The following is a 22,429-nucleotide window of genomic DNA, read 5'->3' on the forward strand; positions in this document are numbered from 1 at the left end:
GTTTAAGGCGTTCTTTAGGTCTTCCGTGACATTTTTCCTCACTAACTTTTAACTATAGAACATCTCATCTGCCTTGCTGTTGCGGCTTTCCGGCTATAGTTTTAATCCATCGCGCAAATTTTCTGTATGGAGACTCCAATGAAAAACGACGAAATCCTCCCCCTGAAACAGGCTCCGACCAGCTTTGCACCGGCCGTAACGCCGGTGGCTGAAACTACCGTTCACACTGATACCGATGGCCTGCACGCCGGCCAGACCACCATTCCCTCGCAGGGAGAAGACCTGCCCGCCTATCTCGCCCGTCCGGAACATTTCAGCGGTAAGCTGCCTATCGTTCTGGTGGTGCAGGAGATTTTTGGTGTGCACGAGCATATTCAGGATGTCTGCCGCCGGCTGGCGAAACAGGGCTATCTGGCTATCGCGCCGGAGCTCTATTTCCGTCAGGGCGATCCGCGTGATTACACTGAAATCAGTGAGTTGTTTGCCAAACTGGTGAGCAAAGTGCCGGATCAGCAAGTACTTTCCGATCTCGACCACGCGGCACACTGGGCCTCTCAGCACGGCGGAGATATCACAAAATTAGGCATTACCGGTTTCTGCTGGGGCGGCCGTATAACCTGGTTGTACGCGGCGCATAATCCGCAGCTGAAAGCGGGTGTGGCGTGGTACGGCAAACTGGTCGGTGACAAAACGCTGACCAGCCCGATGCAGCCGGTAGATCGCGCTGCGGCGCTGGATGCACCGGTTCTGGGGTTATATGGCGGGGAAGACTCCAGCATTCCTCTGGAGACGATTGAAACCATGCGTCAGGCCATCCGCGCAGCCAATGCCAATGCGGAAATCGTTGTCTATCCGGAGGCCGGACACGCGTTTAACGCCGATTACCGCCCGAGCTACAACGCTGAAGCCGCCGCCGATGGCTGGAAGCGGATGCTGGATTTCTTTGCACAGTACGGCGTGAAATAAGACCGGTGTGAAGTAGAATTCACAGCCGTTAAAAATGATAAAAAGCCCGGCAGGTTGACCTGTCGGGCTTTTTTACGCGAAATGCTGTCTCAGATGCTGAGCAACTCAGCTTAGCGTTTTCACACCGAACGCGCCCTGCCAGTCTTCTTCAAACGCCACGACGGCCGCCTGAACCGCCGGTGCGCCGATAAACTGCTCCGCCACATCCACCGGAAGGGTGATCGACTGGCAGCCCGCCAGCAGACACGCCAGCGCCTGACGCGGCGTTTTGAAGCTGGCCGCCAGCACTTTGGCCTGCGGCGCATGAAGCGTCAGTAATTGCTGCAACTCCGTCACCATCGCAATGCCATCACCGCCCTGAGCGTCCAGCCGGTTGACATAGGGGGCGACATATTCTGCACCGGCGAGGGCGGAAAGCAGCCCCTGCCCTGCGCCGTACACGGCCGTTCCCAGCGTCGGGATTTTACGGGTGCGCAGAATTTTTATCGCCGCCAGCCCTTCGGCAGTGACCGGCACCTTCACAATCAGCCCCGGCACGCGCGAATGCAGTAACTCCGCCTCTTCCACCATTCGGTCGGCCTGATTCGCCAGTACCTGAGCGAACAGTTTTCCTTCGCCACCGAGCGCGTCACGCAGCGCCGGTAAGACCTCCCACAAGGAGGTGCGCGCTTTAGCGATTATGCTCGGGTTAGTGGTGACGCCCTGCAGCGGTAAAATACGGGATAAACGTTTGACTGCGCTTATATCCGCGGTGTCCAGATAGAGTTCCATGCCATCTCCTGTCAGAGTTCAAGCTCTTGTTTCAGCAACGCTTCAATGTGCGCTGCCGTGGTCGAATGCATCAACGCATCCCGGAAACTGTCATGCATAATCCGGCGCGCCAGTTTAGAGAAAATACGCATGTGCTGGTCACCGGCAGCGTGTTTATTCAGCGTCAGCATGATCACAAACTGCGCTTCTTCATCGCCCCACTGCACCGGTGCCTTGAGTTTTGCCACGCTGATGGTCGACTGTTCAATGTGCTCAGATTTGGTGTGCGGGATAGCAAAACCAAAACCGAGTCCTGTCGAAAATACCGCTTCACGGGCCCAGACGTCTGCGGCAAGCTTGCGCGGGTAGCGGCATCGCCCTGCCAGCATCAGGTTATCAACCATGCCTTTGATCACTTCTTCCTTGCTGCGCCAGTCGCTGTTCAGCGCCACACATTCTGTCGTGATGAGCGGCGCGTCGTTCGCCGTCATGCGAAACTGCGCCAGCAGGTGTTCAACCTCCAGCGAGGTGCGGCACTGCATGGCGCGGTTAAGCAGCAGGCGGCATTCGCGGCTGTCGAGTTTCGCCAGTCGCGCTTTGGTCACCGGAACTGACGGCGCGTTCATACTGATTTCATCCAGCCCCAGGCCGACCAGTAACGGCAGCACAGAGCCTTTTGCGCCCAGTTCACCGCACAGGCCAATCCATTTACCGTGGCGATGGACTTCACGCACCACATGATCGAGGCCACGCAGAAACGCCGGATTCAGACTGTTGTAATGGCGGGTCACTTTGGCATTATCGCGGTCAACCGCCAGCAGATATTGCGTCAGGTCGTTACTGCCGATACTAAAGAAATCAATCTCTTCGCAGCATTGATCGATGATGAACATCACCGAAGGGACTTCCAGCATGATCCCCAGCTGAATTTTTTCATCAAACGGGATTTGCTCGCTGCGCAGCGACTGTTTGGCTTCCGCCAGACGATCTTTGATCCACAAAATCTCTTCCATTGATGAGATCATCGGGATCATGATTTTCAGCGACCCGTGCGCCGAAGCACGCAGGATCGAGCGCAGTTGCGTGTGAAACAGCGGTAAAAATTCCTGATAGATACGCACGGCGCGATAGCCAAGGAAGGGGTTGTTTTCAGCGGGAATGTTCAGGTAATTAACCGGCTTATCACCGCCGATATCCATCGTACGCACGATAATGGTTTTGCCGTTAGCCGCTTCCGTCGCCTGACAGTATATGTTGTACAACTCATCTTCAGAGGGCGCACTGGCGCGATCCATATACAGCATTTCTGTACGGAACAGCCCGACGGCTTCGGCACCGTTGCCAAAGGCCGCGCTGGCTTCAACCGAGTGCGCAATATTTGCCGCCACTTCCAGACGAACGCCGTCAGCGGTGTAACCCGGCTTATCAAGATACTCACTCTGCTGCTGGCGCAGTGCCTGATGCACCGCTTGCTCCTGACGATAGTAGCGCTGCACCGGTTCCGTCAGCGCACAGGCGATCAACCCCAGATCGCCGTCGATCTGCACTTCCTGTCCCAGATACGCCTGCAAAGGCTCCGGATCGACGCCCACCAGCGCAGGGATATTGAACGACCGCGCCAGAATGACGGTGTGAGACGTGCTGCCGCCGCTGCCGAGCAGCAGGCCTTTGAGATGTTTTTTATCCAGTTCGAGAAACTGACTTGGCGTCAGTTCGTCTGCGAGACAAATGCTGGCTTCGCTGAGTGTTTGCTGGGGAGCGAAACGCGCTTCTCCGTAAATGTGTTGCAGCAACTGGAAACTGACATCACGAATATCCAGTTCGCGCTCACGTAAGTAGGCGCTGGAAGATTGTGCCAGTTGCGCACTGAAATGTGCGGCGGTATCCACAATACTTTGCGCGCAGCTCTTCCCTTCCATGACGTGGCCCAGCAGCGCATCGCGCAGGCTGTTATCACGCAGCAGAGAGCGATGAGCCTCCAGCACGGCTGTGAGGGTGCCGCTGCCTTCCATCAGCTGTAATTCAATGGATTTTTCAAGCTGCGCCAGCCCGGCGGAAAGCAGACTTTGTTCTTTATCCTTGCCCTGTGACTCAGGCAAATCGGTAAGCGCCGTCAGATTCACGTTTGAGAGGGTAATCAGCCTGCCCGATGCACAGCCTTCACTGACCGAACGGGCGCGGTAAACCACCGGCGAGAGATGCGCTAAGGATTCAGGAAGCGGTTCGAGCTCTGCATTTTCCGGGTGTTCAGGAAGGGCTTCATCGCACAGTGGAAATGTGTGTTCAATAAAATGCGTGAGAGCGGCCAGGGCGGCGTCTTCATCCGCTCCCTCGACCGTGATGTGGCATTCATCACCAAGCAAAATATCTGCGCCGATCAACGACAGCACGCTTTTACAGTCAGCGGTGCGGCCGGTACGGGTGTTATGCCACTGAAACGCTGCGGTAAATCCATTGCACAACGTTTCTATATGGCTCGCCGGACGGGCGTGAACCCCATTTACCAGTACACAGGTGAAGCTCAACTTCTTGGTCATTTCTGAATCCTCATCCCAGATTCCGGTGAAATTTACCGGCTGTTGCAGAATAAGAGCCGCAAGCGCCCGCTGGCTACCAGACAAAAATGGCAAACACTGGATAAATGTAATGTATGAGATTTTTTGCGAGGCAGCTCACAGTGTACAGGGGTTGAGGATTCTGCGGTTTATTTGGGTTATTTGAACCTGCTCGCATTTTCAATCGAACATTACAAAAGTCCAGTAAAACACAATTTTGTCCACTATTAGCGCCACGGCCGTCAGCCTATTGTTGTCGTCGATACCCTTTCAGTATCTGGGCTTTTTTCGTTATTCAGCCCTGATATTTGCGATCGTTAAGCCCGACACCAGCCGTTCCCGGAGCCAATCATGAAAGACTTGCTCAATATTCTAAAAAATATCCGTCAGCACCTGATGACTGGCGTCTCCCACATGATCCCCTTTGTTGTCGCGGGGGGCATTTTACTGGCCATCTCCGTCATGCTGTACGGTAAAGGCGCCGTTCCGGACCCCCTGACCGATCCCAATCTCAAAAAGCTGTTTGATATCGGCGTCGCCGGTTTAACCCTGATGGTGCCCTTTCTGGCTGCCTACATCGGGTATTCCATTGCCGATCGCTCTGCACTGGCTCCTGCCGCCATCGGTGCCTGGGTTGGCGCCTCATTTGGTGCCGGTTTTTTCGGCGCAATCATTGCGGGCCTGCTGGGCGGCATCATTGTTTTCTATCTCAAGAAGATCCCGGTTCCTAAGATCCTGCGCTCAGTGATGCCGATCTTCGTGATCCCGATCGTCGGTACGTTGCTGACGGCGGGGATCATGATGTGGGGGCTGGGCGAACCTGTCGGGCTGCTGACCACCTCGCTCACCCAATGGCTGCAAGGCATGCAGCAGGGCAGCATTGTGGTACTCGCCATCATTATGGGCCTGATGCTGGCTTTCGATATGGGCGGGCCGGTCAACAAAGTTGCCTACGCCTTTATGCTGATTTGCGTGGCGCAGGGTGTGTATACGGTGGTCGCCATTGCGGCGGTTGCCATCGCCACACCTCCCCTCGGTGTAGGTTTCGCGACGCTGATTGGCCGTAAATATTACTCCACCGAGGAGCGTGAAGCCGGCAAAGCGGCCATGCTGATGGGTTGCGTCGGCATCACTGAAGGCGCGATTCCTTTCGCCGCTGCCGACCCGCTGCGCGTTATTCCTTCCATCATGTTCGGTTCTGCCTGTGCCGCGGTGACTGCCGCCCTGCTCGGCGCAGAGTGCTACGCGGGATGGGGCGGGCTGATCGTACTGCCTGTCGTTCAGGGCAAATTTGCTTACATCGGCGCGCTGCTGGTCGGCATGGTCGTCACCGCCCTTTGTCTCAATCTGCTGAAATATCTGGCGGCCAAAAAGCAATCCAACAAGACACATCAGGAATCTGACCTGGACTTAGACTTCGAAATTAACTGACATCAGGGAATTAACTATGACCAAAATTATTGCTGTTACTGCGTGCCCTTCCGGCGTTGCCCATACCTACATGGCAGCAGAGGCCATCGAACGCGCAGCGAAAGCCAAAGGCTGGGAATGCAAAGTGGAAACTCAGGGATCAATCGGTCTGGAGAACGAACTGACCGCCGAAGACGTCGCTGCCGCCGACATCGTGATCCTGACCAAAGATATTGGCATCAAATTTGAAGAGCGTTTTAAAGGCAAAGTCACCGTTCGCGTAGGCATCAGTGACGCAGTAAAACGCGCTGACGCCATCATGGAAAAAATCGCAGCACACCTGACTAAAGCTGCCGTCACGGATTGATCACAAGGAGAATATGATGACGTCCCGCACCGAACGACTGAAAGCCGCACTGTTCGCCAGCCCGCGTGAAATCTCGCTGGAACGTGCCCTGCTGTATACCGAAAGTCACCGCAGCACGGAGGGCGAACTGACTCTTGTGCGCCGTGCTAAAGCCACGGCATACATTATGGATAACGTTGAGATTGCCCTGCGTGAAGACGAGCTGATTGCCGGTAACCGAACGGTCAAACCGCGTGCGGGGATCATCTCTCCTGAAATGGACCCTTACTGGCTGCTCAAAGAGCTGGACGCGTTTTCCACCCGTCCGCAGGACCGTTTCACGATTTCCGGGGAAGATAAACAGATCTATCGCGGGCAGCTTTTCCCTTACTGGGAATCGCGCTCAATGAAAGACTTCATCAACAGCCAGATGCCGGAAGAGGTCACGGCGGCCACCCGGACCCAGATTTTCAGTATTAATCAGACCGATAAAGGCCAGGGGCACATCATTATCGATTACCCGCGCCTGCTTAATTCGGGTCTGGACAATTTAGTGGCTGAACTTGTGCAGCTCAATGATCAGGCGCCGGATAACGCCTTTTATCAGGCGGCACTGATTCTGCTTAAGGCCGCACAACGGCATATTTTGCGCTACGCCGCACTGGCTGAAAAAATGGCGGAAAGCTGTCAGGACGACACAAGAAAACAGGAACTGGTGCGTATCGCTCACGTCTCGCGCCATATTTCCGGCAATAAGCCGCAGGATTTCTATCAGGCCTGCCAGCTGTTCTGGTACATGAATATCATTTTGCAGTACGAATCCAACGCCAGCTCATTGTCACTTGGCCGCTTCGATCAGTACATGCTGCCGTTCTACCAGCATTCCCTTTCACACGGCGAATCCCCGGCGTTTCTTAAAGAGTTGCTGGAAAGTCTGTGGGTGAAATGCAATGACATCGTGCTGTTACGCTCCGCCTCCAGCGCCCGTTACTTCGCCGGTTTCCCGACCGGTTACACCATTTTACTGGGTGGCCTGACAGAAACCGGCCGCAGCGCCGTCAATGTGCTGTCGTTCCTCTGTCTGGATGCCTACCAGAATGTTTGCCTGCCGCAGCCGAATCTCGGGGTGCGGGTCAATGAACTGATTGACCGCCCGTTCCTGCTAAAAACCGCCGAAACCATCCGAATGGGGACCGGTATTCCGCAAATTTTTAATGATGAAGTCGTGGTGCCTGCCTTCCTTAACCGCGGTGTTTCGCTTGAAGACGCGCGGGATTACGCCGTGGTGGGCTGTGTGGAATTATCGATTCCGGGAAAAACATACGGCCTGCATGACATTGCGATGTTTAACCTGCTGAAAGTCATGGAACTGACGCTGCACGAAAATGAAGGCAACGCGGCAATGACTTATCCTGAACTGGTGGAGCAGATCCGCCAGAAAATCAGCCATTACGTCAGGCTGATGGCGCAGGGCAGCAATATCTGTGACATCGGCCACCGTGACTGGGCACCGGTTCCCCTGCTGTCTTCGTTTATCGAAGGCTGTCTGAACAGCGGCAAAGACATTACTGAGGGCGGCGCGCGCTACAACTTCTCGGGGGTCCAGGGCATTGGTATCGCGAATCTCAGCGATTCCCTGCACGCGCTCAAAGGCATGGTGTTTGACCAGCAACGTCTGACGTTTGATGAGCTACTCGCTTCGCTGAAAGAGAACTTTGCCAGTGAAGAGGGCCGCGCCATCCGCGCCCGGCTCATCAACCGCTTCGAGAAATATGGCAACGACGTTGATGAAGTGGATTTAATCAGTGCCGACTTACTGCGTTATTACTGCAAAGAGGTCGAGCAATACCGCAACCCGCGTGGCGGCCAGTTCACTCCGGGTTCTTACACGGTGTCGGCACATGTGCCGCTGGGCGCCGTGGTCGGTGCAACGCCCGATGGACGGTTCGCCGGTGAGCAGCTTGCCGACGGCGGCCTTTCCCCGATGCTGGGACAAGATCACCAAGGGCCGACCGCCGTCCTGAAATCGGTCAGTAAACTCGACAATACTCTGCTGTCTAACGGGACGTTGCTGAATGTGAAATTCACGCCATCCACGCTGGAAGGTCAGCAGGGGCTGAACAAACTGGCGGATTTCCTCGGCGCCTTTACCCGACTGAAACTACAGCATATACAGTTCAACGTGGTGAACGCTGAACAACTGCGTGAAGCGCAAAAGCGTCCGCAGGATTTTGCCGGGCTGGTCGTCAGGGTGGCGGGTTACAGCGCGTTCTTTGTCGAACTGTCGAGGGAGATTCAGGATGACATTATCGGCCGTACCGCGCACCAGTTATGATATGCAGATCCCTGTGTTGAATGAGCCGGAAAGGCGCGGGCGCATTTTCAATATTCAGCGCTTTTCGCTCAATGACGGCCAGGGTATTCGTACCCTGGTTTTCTTCAAAGGCTGCCCGCACCGCTGTCCGTGGTGCGCCAACCCTGAATCGATGTCGCCACGTATTCAGGTCATCAAACGGCAGGCGAAATGCCTGAACTGCCGCACCTGTTTGCAGGATCCGAACGAATGCCCGAGTGGCGCAATGGAATATGTCGGCGAAGACATTACGCTGCCGGCGTTAATGACGCGTCTGCTCAAAGATGAGATTTTTTTCCGTTCGTCGGGCGGCGGTGTCACGCTGTCAGGTGGCGAGGTGTTGATGCAATATGCTTTTGCCGGTCAGTTACTCCGGCAGTTGCAGGCTTTGGGCATTTCGACGGCGATCGAAACGGCGGGCGATGCGCCGCTGGATCATCTGCTTGCGCTTACCGATCACTGCGATCAGGTGTTGTATGATTTCAAAATGATGGATCCCGCGCTGGCAAGATCGGTGCTCAATATGAACCAGCCAAGAGTGTTGCAGAATTTCACCGCGCTGACACAACGCGGCGTGAAGCTGCTTCCACGGATACCGCTGATCCCAGGCTTCACGTTAACGCCTGAAAATATGCGACAAATATTGGATTTCCTGAAGCCTTTCAAATTAACTGAAATCCACCTTTTACCCTTCCACAAATACGGTGAAGCGAAATATCCGTTACTGGATAAAACCTATTCAATGCATCAAACAAAGGTGCCGGATGCCGCAACTATTGCGCCGTTTTATGCGATGGCCGAAAAATACGGTTATAACGTGACGCTCGGTGGGTAAAACTTTTGATCAGAGGAAATACGATGTCGCTCAAACTGGTTGCAGTAACCGCTTGTATCAGCGGTGTGGCGCACACTTATATGGCGGCAGAGCGTCTTGAAAAGCTCAGCGCACAGGAAAAATGGCAGGTGAAAGTGGAAACGCAGGGCGCACTGGGCATTGAAAACATGCTGTCAGAAAATGATATCGCTCAGGCCGATATTGTTCTGTTAATCACCGAGATCCAACTGGAAAACCGCGAGCGTTTTGCCCACAGCCGCTGCGTTCAGACAGGCATGCATACCTTTTTACGCACACCCGAAAAAGTGATGACTGCCGTAAAGAAAATAGCCACCTCGCCACAGGGTACACACATCATCCTGCCGTAACCTTGCCTTCGCCAGGGTGCCCGCAAACTGCAAAACACATCACGCCTGTTCCTGCTCAAACTGGCTGCGATATTGCCGACGGTATTCCGACGGGGAACGTTCGGTGCTTTTCTTAAACTGACGGCAAAAGTAGTTACTGTCGGTAAATCCGCAGGCATGCGCCACTTCTTTCACCTTCATGTCGTAGCCTTTCAGCAGATTTTTCGCCTGTTCCAGCCGGACATAATTCAGATATTCATTCAGCCCGATGCCGCCGCTTTTTTGGAATAAATGCGATAAATAATTCGGCGAGATGTAGAAAGATTTCGCGATAGAATCGCGGGTCAGCGGCTCGCGAAAATAGACTTCGATATGCTGGCGGATGGCACTGAACAGAGCCTGGCTGCGCGATGCCGTTTGTACCGAAGAGCTGAACAGATCTAACGCATGGCTCAGCAGCCCTTTCACCAAAAATTTCGCGGTTTGCTGATCGCTTCTGTGCCACGCCAGCTCGTTCAGCGCCTGCAACATAAATGCCCCGACGCGCGGGCCGCGTCTGCCGATATTGCCCTTTTCGCTGGAATCAAAACCTGCGCCGTTCCAGTGGAGCAGGCTAAAACCCAGTTGCTGTTTGCCAAATAAAATACTCAGCGTGCGCACCGGCATCTGCCACCGGGGGCTGTTCCAGCCTTTCGCCGGAACATATAACACATCGCCGGTCTGCAAGATCGTCACCTGAGTCGTCCCCTGTTCGTCCTCCCATTCCATTACCTGTTCACCGTCCAGAATCAGCTCGAGACGCGGAAAATCGACCTGATAGGCCAGCGCAGGAACCGGATGCTGGTTGCCCGCATAATAAACCTGGCGGATGCCGTTGGTGGCTTCAAGTACCGGAGATAAAACAGAAAAAAGAGGATGAGTCATGGTCGTGCTACCTGTTTGCAGAATCACACCATGATAACCAACCTGCGCGGAAGGAAGAAAAAGAAGTCACAGATTTGCGAACATTGACGGGAAAACATTGACGGGAAAAGGGTTCACCGGCGGCTGTCGAAGCACGCCGGTGAACCGGACACAGCCGGTTATGCCTGCGGAGGCTGGCCGTTAGAGGCACTGAGGCCGCCATCCACCGGCAGATTTACGCCGGTCACAAACCGGGCATCGTGGCTGGCGAGAAACGCGATCACGTCAGCGATTTCTTCCGGCTCAGCGCCACGGCCAAGCGGGATGCGTTCTGCGAACTTATCCAGCAGAGGCTGATTGTCTTTTATCCCTGCCGCCATCTCGGTAAAGGTCAGCGACGGGCAAACCGCGTTGACACGCACGCCGTCTTTGCCGTGATCCATAGCAACCGAGCGGGTGAAGTTGGTCACGCCGCCTTTGGCCGCGTTGTAGAAACTCATGCCCCAGTCGCCGCCCATGCCAGACACGGATGAGATGTTCACGATGTTGCCTTTGCTTTTTATCAACGCGGGCATGAAGAAACGCGTGCAGTAGAAAACACCGCTCAGGTCGATGGCCAGAATTTTTTGCCAGTCCTCGAGACTTGCCTCGGTCACTTTCCCCTGGACGACCACGCCTGCGCCATTCACCAGCACATCCACCCGGCCAAATTTATCCCCGATGACCGCCGCCATTCGCTCGACGTCCTGCGCCGAAGAAACATCTGCCAGGTGAATATAATATTGCGTGCTGCTCAGCGTGCTCGCGACTTTCTCCAGTTTCTCTTTGGTTCGGCCAACCAGCACGACTATCGCGCCTTCATCAGCAAAACGCCGGGCCGTTGCCGCCCCCATACCTGAACCCGCGCCGGTCACGACAACCACTTTGTCTGTAAATCGGTTCATGTTCTCTCCCTGTTTTAAATGTTTGAAATGAATGAAACGTCCATTAAGCCTAGCGGACAACGCCACCTCGTGCGGAAACGAGCCGCCAAAATGGCCGCTAATCAGCCCGCAGCCACCGTATGACGCCGCCTGAGAGAGTCGTAACAAAGTACGAATGAGCGCCAAAAAAAAGGGGCACCGGAGTGCCCCAACTGTTTCAGCAACAACACAACAACTCTTGATTTCAGGCTTTCTCAGCGCGCAGACGTTTGGCGGCTTTGACCATGTTTTCCAGCGATTCGCGGGTTTCAGGCCAGCCCCGGGTTTTTAGCCCGCAATCCGGGTTGACCCACAGACGCTCTGCCGGAATGCGGTCCGCAGCTTTTCGCAGCAGATCTTCAATCCATTCCACGCTTGGGACATTCGGCGAGTGAATGTCATAGACGCCCGGTCCGATTTCGTTCGGGTATTCGAAGTCTTTGAATGACTCCAGCAAATCCATATCAGAACGCGAAGTTTCGATGGTGATTACGTCAGCATCCAGCGCGGCGATGGAATCCATGATGTCGTTGAATTCGCAGTAACACATGTGGGTGTGGATCTGGGTGTCATCACGGGCAACCGCGGCATTGAGTTTGAACGCATCCACCGCCCAGCGCAGGTACGCCTTCCACTCGGACTGACGCAATGGCAGGCCTTCGCGCAGCGCCGGTTCATCAATCTGAATGATGCCGATACCGGCTTTTTGCAAATCTTCCACTTCGTCACGTAGCGCCAGCGCGATTTGTTTGGCGATGGTTTCACGGCTGATATCTTCACGCGGGAAGGACCAGCAGAGAATGGTGAGCGGGCCGGTTAGCATGCCTTTGACCGGTTTTTCGGTCAGGGACTGGGCGTATTTCGCCCACTCAACGGTGATCGCGTCGGGACGGCTGACGTCGCCGATAATCACCGGCGGTTTCACGCAGCGGGAACCGTAGCTCTGTACCCAGCCGTTTTGCGTGAACACAAAACCGTCCAGATGCTCACCGAAGTATTCAACCATGTCATTACGTTCAGCTTCACCGTGAACCAGCACGTCGATATCCAGACGTTCCTGCTCTTTGATGGCCTGCTTAATGTGCTCGCTGATACCGGTGCGGTATTTGGTGTTATCCAGACGGCCTTGTTTGAAGTCCAGACGCAGGCCGCGGATTTCGGTGGTTTGCGGGAAAGAACCGATGGTGGTGGTCGGCCATGCAGGCAAATTGAAACGGGCACGCTGGGCTTTGGCACGTTGGGTATAAACGTTCTGTCGCTCAATATCGGCGCCGGTGATCGCGGCCACGCGCTGAGTGACTGCCGCATTGTTCACTCGGGCGGACTCACGGCGGGCGCGGATGGGCGCGCTGTATTGTGCCAGTTTCTGCTGCGCTTCCCCGGTGGGATTGTTCAGCGCGGAGGTCAGCAACGCCAGCTCGGCACATTTTTGCAGGGCAAACGCGAACCAGCTTTTCACTTCCTCATCCAGACGGCTTTCGACACTTAAATCGATCGGGCTGTGCAGCAGTGAACAGGAGCTGCCGATCCAGACATTTCGGCCTGCCACCAGCGGTTTCAGACGGTCAAACCAGGTGCTCAGATCCGCACGCCAGACGTTACGGCCATTGATCACCCCCAGAGAAATCAGCCAGTCTTCAGGCAGCGCGTTGAACACAGTTTGCAGGTCATCGCGACCGGCAACGGCGTCAATGTGCAGACCCTGCACCGGCAGCTGGCGGATGGTGTCGAGGTTATGCCCGACGCTGTCGAAATAAGTGGTCAGCAGCAGTTTGATTTTGCTCTGTTCCAGCGCGGTGTAGGCCGGTTTGCAGGCATCCAGCCATTCCTGCGGCAGTTCAAGCACCAGCGCCGGTTCGTCGATCTGCACCCATTCGATGTCGCGTTTTGCCAGCTCCGCCAGCACCTTCTGGTACACCGGCAGAATGTCGTTGAGCAGGGAAAGGCGGTCGAACTGTTCGCCCTTCACTTTGCCGAGCCACAGATAAGTCAGCGGCCCCAGCAGAACAGGTTTCACTTTGTGGCCGAGCGCCAGCGCTTCGTCCACTTCTTCCAGCAGTTGCGTCCAGGTCAGTTTGAATTTCTGCCCTTTCACAAACTCCGGCACCATGTAGTGATAGTTGGTGTTAAACCATTTGGTCATTTCCGCAGCGGCAGCCGGTTTACCGGTCGGTGCGCGGCCACGGCCAAGACGGAATAAAGTATCGAGGTCAACAGAGCCGTCGGCGTTCTGGTGACGTGCCGGCACGTTACCCAGCAGCAGGCTGGTGGTCAGAACGTGATCGTACCAGGCGAAATCGCCCACCGGCACCACATCCACGCCAGCTTCAGTTTGTTGTTTCCAGTGACGGGCACGCAGTTCGCGGCCGGTGGCCAGCAGTTCTTCCTGAGTGGAATTGCCTGCCCAGTAGCTTTCTTGTGCTTTTTTAAGTTCACGACGCAGACCAACGCGTGGAAAACCCAGAGTGTGATTCAGTATCGTCATCTTTTTAATTCCTGTTTAGCCATCCAGATGTTTACACATCCATAATCCGCAGGTAGTGTATATTCCACAAGCGCAAATTATTCATGACACAGTGAAGGACTCTCATGATCGAACTGAAACACCTGCGAACGTTGCAAGCACTGCGCAACACCGGGTCACTGGCCGCCGCCGCCTCACAGCTTCATCAGACCCAATCGGCCCTGTCGCACCAGTTCAGTGACCTTGAGCAACGTCTCGGTTTCAGGTTGTTCGTGCGAAAAAGTCAGCCTTTACGGTTCACGCCGCAGGGCGAAATCATGCTGAATCTGGCGGAACAGGTGCTGCCGCAAATCCAGCAGGCGTTGCAGGCATGCAATGAACCGCATCAGGCGTCGTTACGCATTGCGATTGAGTGTCACAGCTGTATTCAGTGGCTGACGCCCGCGCTGGATAACTTCCATCAGAACTGGCCGCAGGTGATGATGGATTTCAAATCCGGCGTGACATTCGACCCGCAGCCCGCGCTGCAACAGGGCGAGCTGGATATCGTCTTAACCTCCGACATCCTGCCGCGCAGCGGTCTGCATTATTCCCCGATGTTTGATTTTGAAGTGCGTCTGGTGCTGGCACCGGATCATCCGCTGGCGGCGAAACCGGTCATCACGCCGGAAGACCTCAGCAGTGAAACGCTGATGATTTATCCCGTGCAGCGGCAGCGTCTGGATATCTGGCGGCATTTCCTGCAACCGGCGGGCGTCAGTCCGGCACTGAAAAATGTCGATAATACGTTGTTATTGATTCAGATGGTGTCGGCGAGAATGGGGATTGCGGCGCTGCCCCACTGGGTGGTGGAAAGTTTTGAGCGCCAGGGTCTGGTCGTGACCAAAACCCTGGGCGATGGCTTATGGAGCCGGCTGTACGCTGCCGTGCGTGACGGCGAACAGCGTCAGCCGGTGACCGAAGCCTTTATTCGTTCGGCGCGGCAGCACGCGTGCGATCATCTGCCGTTTGTTCGCGACGCGGCACGACCCAACGCCGGTGTACCCACAGTGAGGACATAATCACTGCGGCTCCCACGATAAAGCTCGGCCAGTGCGGCTGCTGTTGCCAGATCGCCAGATTAACCAGCAGCCCGGCCGGGACGTGAAAGTTGTTCATAATCCCAAGTGTTCCCGCATCAACCTGCGTCGCACCGTAGTTCCACATGAAATACCCAAGCCCCGATGCGCCAATCCCCAGCCACACCAGAATGCCCCATTGCAGGTCCGTGGTCGGCAACTTTTGCGGATTGCCCCACAGAAACCACGCCACAACGGCGCACATCAGCGCACCGATATAGAACCAGGAAAACGCCGTGTGCTGCGGCACCGGACGGGTTTCCATCAGACGTTTATAGCCCACCTGCCCGATGGCAAAACAAATGTTCGCCGCCTGCACCAGCAGCAGACCGATGATGAAATGTTCACTGATGTGGTCGTAACGGATAATCGCTGCACCCGCCACCGCCAGCAGCGCGCTGAGCGCATAGCCGATGCGGATTTTGCGCCCGCTGATCAGGTCATAAATCAGCGTAACGTACAGCGGCGTCATCACGGTAAACAGCAGGAATTCCGGCACCGAAAGGTACAGATACGCCTCAAAGCTGATGAGATACATGATGCCAAGCTGCATCGCGCCCACGGCCATGTACAGCAAGATGGTGGTGAGCTGATGGCCTTTCCAGCGTAAAAACGGCAGGAAAACCAGCGCCGCCAGCCCTAAACGGACCAGCACGGCGAATACGCTGTCGACCTGTCCGGCGAGATAGACGCCAATCAGGCTGAAGGAAAAGGCCCACAAAATGGTGGTGATAATGAGTAAAGGCACGGCAGTTGAGCCCTAAAATGATAAAGATGGATGATTGTAGCGGAATGAAGGAAACCGCGAAGCGTGAAGGTGGTTGACGTCTGTTTAATTATAGAGCAAACGAGACGCATGCCACGCTTTGAGGGAAACGTGCCCTCAAATGACACGCTGTCGGGTGTGATGGCATACACTTAACGGATGACTGGAAATGGAGGATGAACCGATGAAACGCTTATATGGAATTATTGCCGTACTGCCATTGCTGCTTGCCGTTCACACTGCGGGCGCCGCCGACAAAGTGCCCAACGCTAACGATCCCCTGCTGACCAACCCGTCGCAACAGCGTATGCAACAACAGCAGCAGAACAATCAGCAAATGCAGAAACGCCAGCAGGAGCAGGATTTACGCAGCAGTCAGCAGCAGCAACAGCTTAAGCTGAAATCGCAAATCCAGAGCAATCAGCAACGGTTGCAGATCCAGCAGAATAACCAGACGTTAAACCAGAAGTTAAATCAGACACCATAATATGACCGGAGGCACTCAGTGCCTCTTAGTTTTTTAAAAGCCGTTCGCCTTCCCCGACTATTTACCTCCGGTAATATTACCGCATTAAATAAATCACGCCTTCCCTAATATTTTTATTAATGCTTTAATCTTCCTGGCCGACAGGAATAACGTCGTTCTGCCCCAGAAACAACACAATGAATAAAACAGGGTTAATACCTGAAGACGCATTGATAGATTTTTATAAAGCTAAAAGGGAAATTGTTGCATGAAAGTTTCAACAGGGATTGTCGTCGTCGCTGCAAGCTTATTATTATCCGCGTGTGCCACGACTCAATCTGAAAAAATCACTGCCGCTAATGGCAGCAGTGTTGGCTTGTACTCTGGTTTTGCTTCAGCAGATATGAATAACAACCGCTCGCCCGATATCTATTTACGTGAAGTGACGCCCTCTTACACGGCGGCAGGCGTGGGGCTGAATGTTCTGACATCCGTGCTGGCCGGAGGAATTGCCGTAAATTCCTTCAGTAAGGAAAACCTGAAAGGATCGGAGATCAAAGCCCTGCCAGAACCCACGAAAAACTACCTCACGCCAAGAGCCAAGCCTCTCATCGCAAAATGGCTGGAAAAAAACGGCAACGGCTATCAGTATAAAAACGATCTGAATATTGTGGCTGCACAGTGGTTGCTGGTTTATAAAGATCTCTCCAGCGCTAACTCTGATTATGAACTGCGCTATACCATTAAGTTCTACAAGAAACCTGAAGATGCGAATATGTTCTCCGCCTGGGTTATTGCAGAATGTACGCCGACTGTCGTGACCGCTCCGCTTACCGACTGGCAGGCAAATAACTATGCGCTGGTCACCAAAACTACCGAAAAATATATGGATTCCTGCCTGCTGGAACTGGATAACCAACTTCCACGCCTGCTGAAGCACTGAGGATTATTGCGGTGAAATGAATAAGGCGCGATGACCGCGCCTTATTTTTTGTTATCAGACAAAATCCGGCCCGATCACATCAATCTTATCCGTGCAGATGCAATCCACGCCCCAGCGCAATAATTCGCGGGCGCGCTCCGGGTTATTCACGGTGTAAACCAAAATATGCAGCCCGGCGTCTTTGATTGCCCTGACCCGCTCTTCGTTAAGCAATTTATGGTTGAGATGCAGGGAAACGCATTCCAGCTCATCGGTCAGCGCTTTCCAGTTTTCGTGCCATTCGTCAATCAGCAAACCGCGCGGCAATTCCGGTGCGGCTTTTTTGGCCGCGACCAGCGCGTCGAATTCGAACGAGGAAAGCAGCGGCGCAACGGCCTGATCTTTCCACAGTTCGCGGGCAGCCAGCGCCACCCCGGTGCCGGTTTTCTCATTGGTTCCGGTGGTCGGTTTGATCTCGATATTCACCATCATATTGTGGCGCGCACAGCGTTCGGCCACTTCGGCCAGCAACGGCAATTTCTCGCCTTTAAACGCGGCACCGTACCAGTCACCCGCGTCGAGCTGTTGCAGTTTTTCCCACGGCAGCTCCCCCGCCACGCCCCAGCCGTTGCTGGTGCGGTTGAGCGTATCGTCGTGCAGCAGGAAGATTTCCCCGCCCTGCGCCAGTTTGGCGTCAAACTCGATCATGGTGTGGCCGTATTTTGCGCCAACGTCGATGGCTGCCAGCGTATTTTCCGGTGCCAGTGCGCCGCCGCCACGGTGCGCCACAATGCGAGGGTAAGGCCAGGCTTTCATGTTCATTCCATCCGTAATCCGGTTTGAGTATCGAAAAAGTGTAACGCTTTCACCGGGAAATCCAAGCGCAACAGCGAGCCTGCCGTCGGAAACACTTCATGCGATAAACGCACCACAACGCCGCTGCCCGCCAGTTTGCCGTGCGCCAGATTATCTGCGCCCAGCAGTTCCAGCGTGTTAAGCACCATCGGGATCCCTTTTTGCTGATCGTCGGTCAGCTGAATGTGCTCAGGACGAACACCAACGGTCAGCTCCCGGCCACCCCATTCCGGGCGCGGAACCGGCAGCGGTAACTCAAAACCGTCTTCCATCACCAGCGACGTGCCGTCGCTGGTCAGCTGGCCGGGCAGCAGATTCATGGCCGGTGAGCCGATAAAGCTGGCAACAAACAGGCTGGCCGGACGGCGATACACTTCCGACGGCGTACCGATTTGTTCCGCAATGCCTTTGTTCATCACGATCACGCGTTCCGCCAGCGTCATGGCTTCCACCTGATCGTGGGTGACGTACAAACTGGTGGTGCGCAGACGGCGGTGAAGCTGTTGCAGTTCAAGGCGCATCTGCACGCGCAGTTTGGCGTCGAGGTTGGAGAGGGGTTCGTCGAACAGGAATACCGCCGGTTCGCGCACGATAGCGCGCCCCATCGCCACACGCTGACGCTGGCCGCCGGAAAGCTCACGCGGCTTGCGTTTAAGCAGCGGGCCGAGCTCGAGGATGCGTGCGGCTTCTTCAACGCGGGCAAGGATCTGCGCTTTGCCGAAGCCGCGAATTTTCAGGCCATACGCCATGTTGTCGAACACGGTCATGTGCGGATACAACGCGTAGTTCTGGAACACCATCGCGATACCGCGATCTTTCGGTTCCAGCTCGGTGACGCGCTGGTCGTTGATATAGATATCGCCGGATGTCGTGCGCTCAAGCCCCGCCACCATCCGCAGCAGGGTCGATTTTCCGCAGCCGGAAGGCCCGACCATCACGATAAATTCGCCGTCGGCGACGTCCAGATCGATACTCTGGATGATCTGGTTTTTGCCGTCGTAAGACTTGGTCACTGCCTGTAATTTCAAATTTGCCATTTCGGTTTACTTCTCACTGTCTACCAGGCCGCGCACAAACCAGCGCTGCATCAGGAGCACCACCGCCAGCGGTGGTAATAAGGTCAGGATCATGGCCGCCATCACCTGATTCCATTGGGTCGAGCCGTCGCCGGAGGAGATCATGCTTTTGATCCCCGCCACCGCCGTGCCCATCGAGGCATCGCTGGTGATCAGGATCGGCCACAGATACTGGTTCCAGCCATAAATGAAGGTGATAACGAACAGCGCCGCGAGATTGGTTTTCGACAGCGGCAAAACGATGTCCCAGAAAAAGCGCATGGCGCCTGCGCCGTCGATGCGCGCAGCTTCCAGCAGCTCATCCGGCAAGGTCATAAAGAACTGACGGAACAGGAAAGTGGCGGTGGCCGACGCCATCAGCGGCAGCGTCAGGCCGGTGTAGCTGTCGAGCATATGCAGATTGGCGATCACCTGCACGGTCGGGAAAATACGCACTTCCACCGGCAGCATCAGCGTCATGAAAATCAGCCAGAAGAACAGGTTACGCAGTGGAAAACGGAAATAGACAATGGCGAACGCCGACAGCATCGAGACGGAAATCTTGCCGACGGTGATAACGATTGCCATCACAAAACTGTTGATCAGCAAACGGCCAAACGCCGGGCTGTTATTGCCGACGCCCTGCGTCCAGATGGTGCTGATGTTTTCCCATAAATGACTGCCTGGGATCAGCGTCATCGGCACCTCAAAAATCTGTTTGTTATCCAGCGACGCTGCCACAAAGGCGACATACAGCGGAAACAAAATCACCAGCACGCCGAGCAGCAGCATGATGTGGCTGAAGATATCCAGCCCTCTGCGGTTTTCAATCATTGGTAACGCACCTTACGCTCGACAAAGCGGAACTGAATGAACGTCAGGCCGCAAACCAGCAGCATCAGAATCACGGACTGCGCGGCAGAGCTGGACAGATCCAGGCCGGAGAAACCTTCGCGATAGACTTTATAAATCAGCGTGGTGGTCGCCTGCACCGGGCCACCGGCCGTCGCGGCATCAATGACCGGGAAGGTATCGAAGAAGGCGTACACCAGATTGACCACCAGCAGGAAGAAACTCACCGGCGAAATCAGCGGCAGCACCAGATTGAAGAAACGTTGTACCGGGCCTGCGCCGTCGATCGCCGCCGCTTCCACCAGCGATTTAGGGATCGACTGCAACGCCGCCAGGAAGAACAGGAAGTTGTAGCTGATTTGCTTCCAGACCGACGCCAGCACCACCAGGAACATCGCCTGACCGCTGTTTTGCGCGTGGTTCCAGTTGTAGCCAATCGAGCCTAAAAAATGGGTGATCAGGCCCAGACCGGGGCTGAACAGAAACATCCACAAGACGGCGGCCACGGCAGGCGCCACGGCGTAAGGCAGGATCATCAGCGTCTGATAAATCCGGCTGCCGCGCACCACGTGATCGACCAGCGCCGCGAAAAACAGCGAAACGGCCAGTCCGATAAAGGCCACCATAAAGCTGAATTTCAGCGTGGTGTAGAAAGATTCGAGATAGTACGGATCCTGAAAAAGCTGCGTGAAGTTTGTCAGCCCGGCGAAGGTACTGGATAAGCCGAAAGGATCCAGCGTCTGCACCGAATACCACAGCGCCTGACCGGCAGGCCACAGGAAGAATATCGCGGTGATTAACAGCTGCGGCAGCACCAGTGCGTAGGGCAACCAGCTGCAACCAAAACCGGGACGGTGTGAACTCATGATGGTTTACTCGTTAATGCGATGACAAAAGGCAGGCTACGCCGGAGGAGGCGTAGCGAGCGGAGCCAGACCGGGTGCGGACAGCGCGCAGCTCCCGGCGCGGACACAACGTCCATGACGAGAGCAGGCACTGCCCAATCCAGACGGGCAATGCACAGTAGCCGACTTACTTAGTAGAAGCTTCGAAGCGACGCAGCAGTAAGTTCCCGCGCTGTACTGCGGTATCCAGTGCTTCTTTCGCCGTTTTCTTACCGCTCCACACGCTTTCCAGTTCTTCATCCACAATGGTACGGATCTGCGGCATGTTGCCCAGACGCAGGCCTTTGGTGAACGGTAACGGTGGCTTGTTCAGCATCTGGCGGGTAGCGACGTCAGAACCTGGATTCTTCTCGTAGAAGCCTTCTTTTTTGGTCAGCTCATACGCGGCGGTGGTCACCGGCAGATAACCGGTTTTCTGATGCCATTCGGCAGCGATGGCCGGCGTGGTCAGGAATTGCAGGAATTCGGCGACGCCTTTGTAGGTGTCTTTGTCTTTGCCGTTCATCACCCACAGGCTTGCGCCGCCGATGATGGCGTTTTGTGGTGCGCCTTTGATGTCTGCGTCGTAAGGCATCATGCCTACGCCGTAGTTGAATTTGGAATACTGACGGATGTCAGCCAGTGAACCGGAAGACGCGGTGGTCATCGCGCAATCGCCGTTGTAGAACTTGGCGGTGGATTCATCTTTACGACCAAAATAGGTGAAATCACCTTTTTTGTTCATGTCTTCCAGCATCTGGATATGCTTGATTTGTTCAGGTTTGTTGAATTCCAGAACCGCATCAGTGCCATCGAAACCGTTGTTTTTGGTGGCGATCGGCAGGCCGTGCCAGGCGCTGAAGTTTTCAATCTGGATCCAACCCTGCCAGCCGCTGGCATATCCGCATTTCATGCCCGTTTCACGCAATTTCTCGGTGTAGGCGGCCATGTCCTGCCAGGTTTTTGGTGGCTGATCCGGGTTCAGACCGGCTTTCTTGAACGCGTCTTTGTTGTAATACAGCACCGGCGTGGAGCTGTTGAAAGGCTGGGACAGCAGGCGGCCTTTGGAATCGGAGTAGTAACCGGAAACGGTTGGCACGAACTGAGACACATCCTGTTTAAGACCGGCATCGCTGAACACTTCGTAAACCGGCTTGATGGCTTTGCTGGCCATCATGGTCGCGGTACCCACTTCGTACACCTGCAAAATCGCCGGTGCATTACCGGTACGGTACGCGGCGATACCGGCGGCCAGGCTTTCGTCATATTTGCCTTTGTAAACAGGCACGATTTTGACATCAGGGTGCGTCTGGTTAAAACGGTCAGCCAGTGAGTTCACTTCTTTGCCTAACTCGCCATCCATTGAATGCCAGAAAGGAATTTCTGTCACAGCGAAAGCATTGGCGCTGAAAGCCAGCGCCAGCGCGGTGCCGATAACCGTTTTTTTGAGGTTGATGAACATGCCTGTCTCCTGAATTCTGCTGGTGTGCTGCAAGTGCAGCCTGAAGTATGCCGGGTAGAGTCGGGAGGTAAAATGACACGGAAAAATGACAATAAGGTTACGATAAAGTTAAGCGGTGATGACAGGCAGATGGCAAAAAATGAGGTTCATGGCGGTTT

At 55.0% G+C, this 22,429-nt stretch carries 20 protein-coding genes; 9 read left to right on the forward strand and 11 right to left on the reverse strand.

Annotated elements, in window-relative coordinates; genetic code table 11:
* The first annotated feature begins 138 nt into the window (after positions 1-138).
* Positions 139-966: a dienelactone hydrolase family protein gene (locus ACO0U8_RS21795; RefSeq protein ID WP_136374947.1), complete on the forward strand. Its 828-nt coding sequence runs from the start codon at positions 139-141 to the stop codon at positions 964-966.
* Between the two features lie 105 nt (positions 967-1,071).
* On the opposite strand, the gene fsa is transcribed toward ACO0U8_RS21795, so the two are convergent.
* Together fsa and ptsP are read right to left on the reverse strand one after the other, a co-directional pair.
* Positions 1,072-1,737 (reverse strand): fructose-6-phosphate aldolase, encoded by a 666-nt coding sequence (fsa, locus tag ACO0U8_RS21800; protein WP_056772089.1) that lies wholly within the window; start codon positions 1,735-1,737, stop codon positions 1,072-1,074.
* Positions 1,738-1,748: 11 nt separating this feature from the next.
* Entirely contained in the window at positions 1,749-4,253 is a 2,505-nt protein-coding gene (gene ptsP, locus ACO0U8_RS21805) for a phosphoenolpyruvate--protein phosphotransferase (protein ID WP_421671611.1), read from the reverse strand.
* Between the two features lie 369 nt (positions 4,254-4,622).
* Here ptsP and ACO0U8_RS21810 point away from each other — a divergent pair, with 369 nt between their 5' ends.
* From ACO0U8_RS21810 to ACO0U8_RS21830, 5 genes are read left to right on the forward strand one after another with little or no spacing between them, the layout of a single operon-like run.
* Positions 4,623-5,702, forward strand: coding sequence for a PTS fructose transporter subunit EIIC (locus tag ACO0U8_RS21810; protein ID WP_421671612.1), 1,080 nt, complete (start codon positions 4,623-4,625; stop codon positions 5,700-5,702).
* Positions 5,703-5,718: 16 nt separating this feature from the next.
* Positions 5,719-6,048: a PTS fructose-like transporter subunit IIB gene (locus ACO0U8_RS21815; RefSeq protein WP_122096552.1), complete on the forward strand. Its 330-nt coding sequence runs from the start codon at positions 5,719-5,721 to the stop codon at positions 6,046-6,048.
* A 16-nt stretch (positions 6,049-6,064) separates the two neighbouring features.
* Positions 6,065-8,362 (forward strand): formate C-acetyltransferase, encoded by a 2,298-nt coding sequence (locus ACO0U8_RS21820; protein ID WP_421671647.1) that lies wholly within the window; start codon positions 6,065-6,067, stop codon positions 8,360-8,362.
* On the forward strand, positions 8,328-9,215 hold the full coding sequence (locus ACO0U8_RS21825; protein ID WP_421671613.1) for a [formate-C-acetyltransferase]-activating enzyme: 888 nt from the start codon (positions 8,328-8,330) through the stop codon (positions 9,213-9,215). The genes ACO0U8_RS21820 and ACO0U8_RS21825 overlap by 35 nt, the downstream gene beginning before the upstream one ends.
* A gap of 23 nt (positions 9,216-9,238) precedes the next feature.
* Positions 9,239-9,583, forward strand: a complete 345-nt coding sequence (locus tag ACO0U8_RS21830) for a PTS fructose-like transporter subunit IIB (RefSeq protein ID WP_390973905.1) — start codon at positions 9,239-9,241, stop codon at positions 9,581-9,583.
* Positions 9,584-9,622: 39 nt separating this feature from the next.
* On the opposite strand, the gene ACO0U8_RS21835 is transcribed toward ACO0U8_RS21830, so the two are convergent.
* From ACO0U8_RS21835 to metE, 3 genes are all read right to left on the reverse strand, one after another.
* Positions 9,623-10,486 (reverse strand): helix-turn-helix transcriptional regulator, encoded by an 864-nt coding sequence (locus ACO0U8_RS21835; protein ID WP_421671614.1) that lies wholly within the window; start codon positions 10,484-10,486, stop codon positions 9,623-9,625.
* A 158-nt stretch (positions 10,487-10,644) separates the two neighbouring features.
* Positions 10,645-11,409: an SDR family NAD(P)-dependent oxidoreductase gene (locus ACO0U8_RS21840; protein ID WP_056772109.1), complete on the reverse strand. Its 765-nt coding sequence runs from the start codon at positions 11,407-11,409 to the stop codon at positions 10,645-10,647.
* Positions 11,410-11,632: 223 nt separating this feature from the next.
* Positions 11,633-13,912 carry a 5-methyltetrahydropteroyltriglutamate--homocysteine S-methyltransferase gene (gene metE, locus ACO0U8_RS21845; RefSeq protein WP_421671615.1) on the reverse strand — a complete coding sequence of 760 codons (2,280 nt, stop codon included), beginning with the start codon at positions 13,910-13,912 and terminating at the stop codon, positions 11,633-11,635.
* A gap of 104 nt (positions 13,913-14,016) precedes the next feature.
* Here metE and metR point away from each other — a divergent pair, with 104 nt between their 5' ends.
* Positions 14,017-14,952 carry an HTH-type transcriptional regulator MetR gene (metR, locus tag ACO0U8_RS21850; protein ID WP_056772115.1) on the forward strand — a complete coding sequence of 312 codons (936 nt, stop codon included), beginning with the start codon at positions 14,017-14,019 and terminating at the stop codon, positions 14,950-14,952.
* Here metR and ACO0U8_RS21855 read toward each other — a convergent pair.
* Positions 14,858-15,757, reverse strand: a complete 900-nt coding sequence (locus ACO0U8_RS21855) for a carboxylate/amino acid/amine transporter (RefSeq protein WP_183850413.1) — start codon at positions 15,755-15,757, stop codon at positions 14,858-14,860. The two genes, metR and ACO0U8_RS21855, sit on opposite strands and share 95 nt — an antisense overlap.
* 202 nt (positions 15,758-15,959) lie before the next feature.
* On the opposite strand from ACO0U8_RS21855, the gene ACO0U8_RS21860 reads away from it, so the two are divergent.
* Both ACO0U8_RS21860 and ACO0U8_RS21865 read left to right on the forward strand, forming a co-directional pair.
* On the forward strand, positions 15,960-16,262 hold the full coding sequence (locus tag ACO0U8_RS21860; RefSeq protein ID WP_056772401.1) for a DUF2756 domain-containing protein: 303 nt from the start codon (positions 15,960-15,962) through the stop codon (positions 16,260-16,262).
* A gap of 247 nt (positions 16,263-16,509) precedes the next feature.
* Positions 16,510-17,184, forward strand: coding sequence for a hypothetical protein (locus ACO0U8_RS21865; protein ID WP_414070156.1), 675 nt, complete (start codon positions 16,510-16,512; stop codon positions 17,182-17,184).
* A gap of 54 nt (positions 17,185-17,238) precedes the next feature.
* Here ACO0U8_RS21865 and ugpQ read toward each other — a convergent pair whose 3' ends face one another.
* The 5 genes from ugpQ to ugpB all read right to left on the reverse strand — a co-directional run bounded on the left by ugpQ (position 17,239) and on the right by ugpB (position 22,271).
* Positions 17,239-17,979, reverse strand: coding sequence for a glycerophosphodiester phosphodiesterase (gene ugpQ / locus ACO0U8_RS21870; protein ID WP_420804199.1), 741 nt, complete (start codon positions 17,977-17,979; stop codon positions 17,239-17,241).
* 2 nt (positions 17,980-17,981) lie between these two features.
* Positions 17,982-19,055, reverse strand: coding sequence for a sn-glycerol-3-phosphate import ATP-binding protein UgpC (locus ACO0U8_RS21875; RefSeq protein ID WP_217202721.1), 1,074 nt, complete (start codon positions 19,053-19,055; stop codon positions 17,982-17,984).
* Positions 19,056-19,061: 6 nt separating this feature from the next.
* Entirely contained in the window at positions 19,062-19,907 is an 846-nt protein-coding gene (gene ugpE, locus ACO0U8_RS21880; protein ID WP_056772126.1) for a sn-glycerol-3-phosphate ABC transporter permease UgpE, read from the reverse strand.
* Complete coding sequence (ugpA, locus tag ACO0U8_RS21885; RefSeq protein ID WP_421671616.1) at positions 19,904-20,791, reverse strand: sn-glycerol-3-phosphate ABC transporter permease UgpA; 888 nt, start codon at positions 20,789-20,791, stop codon at positions 19,904-19,906. Before ugpA ends, ugpE begins: the two co-directional genes overlap by 4 nt.
* Positions 20,792-20,957: 166 nt before the next feature.
* Complete coding sequence (gene ugpB / locus ACO0U8_RS21890) at positions 20,958-22,271, reverse strand: sn-glycerol-3-phosphate ABC transporter substrate-binding protein UgpB (RefSeq protein ID WP_421671617.1); 1,314 nt, start codon at positions 22,269-22,271, stop codon at positions 20,958-20,960.
* Positions 22,272-22,429 lie beyond the last annotated feature (158 nt).

Source organism: Rahnella sp. EDr1-12 (assembly GCF_049206505.1).
In the GTDB taxonomy this organism is placed as follows: Bacteria; Pseudomonadota; Gammaproteobacteria; order Enterobacterales; family Enterobacteriaceae; genus Rahnella; species Rahnella rivi.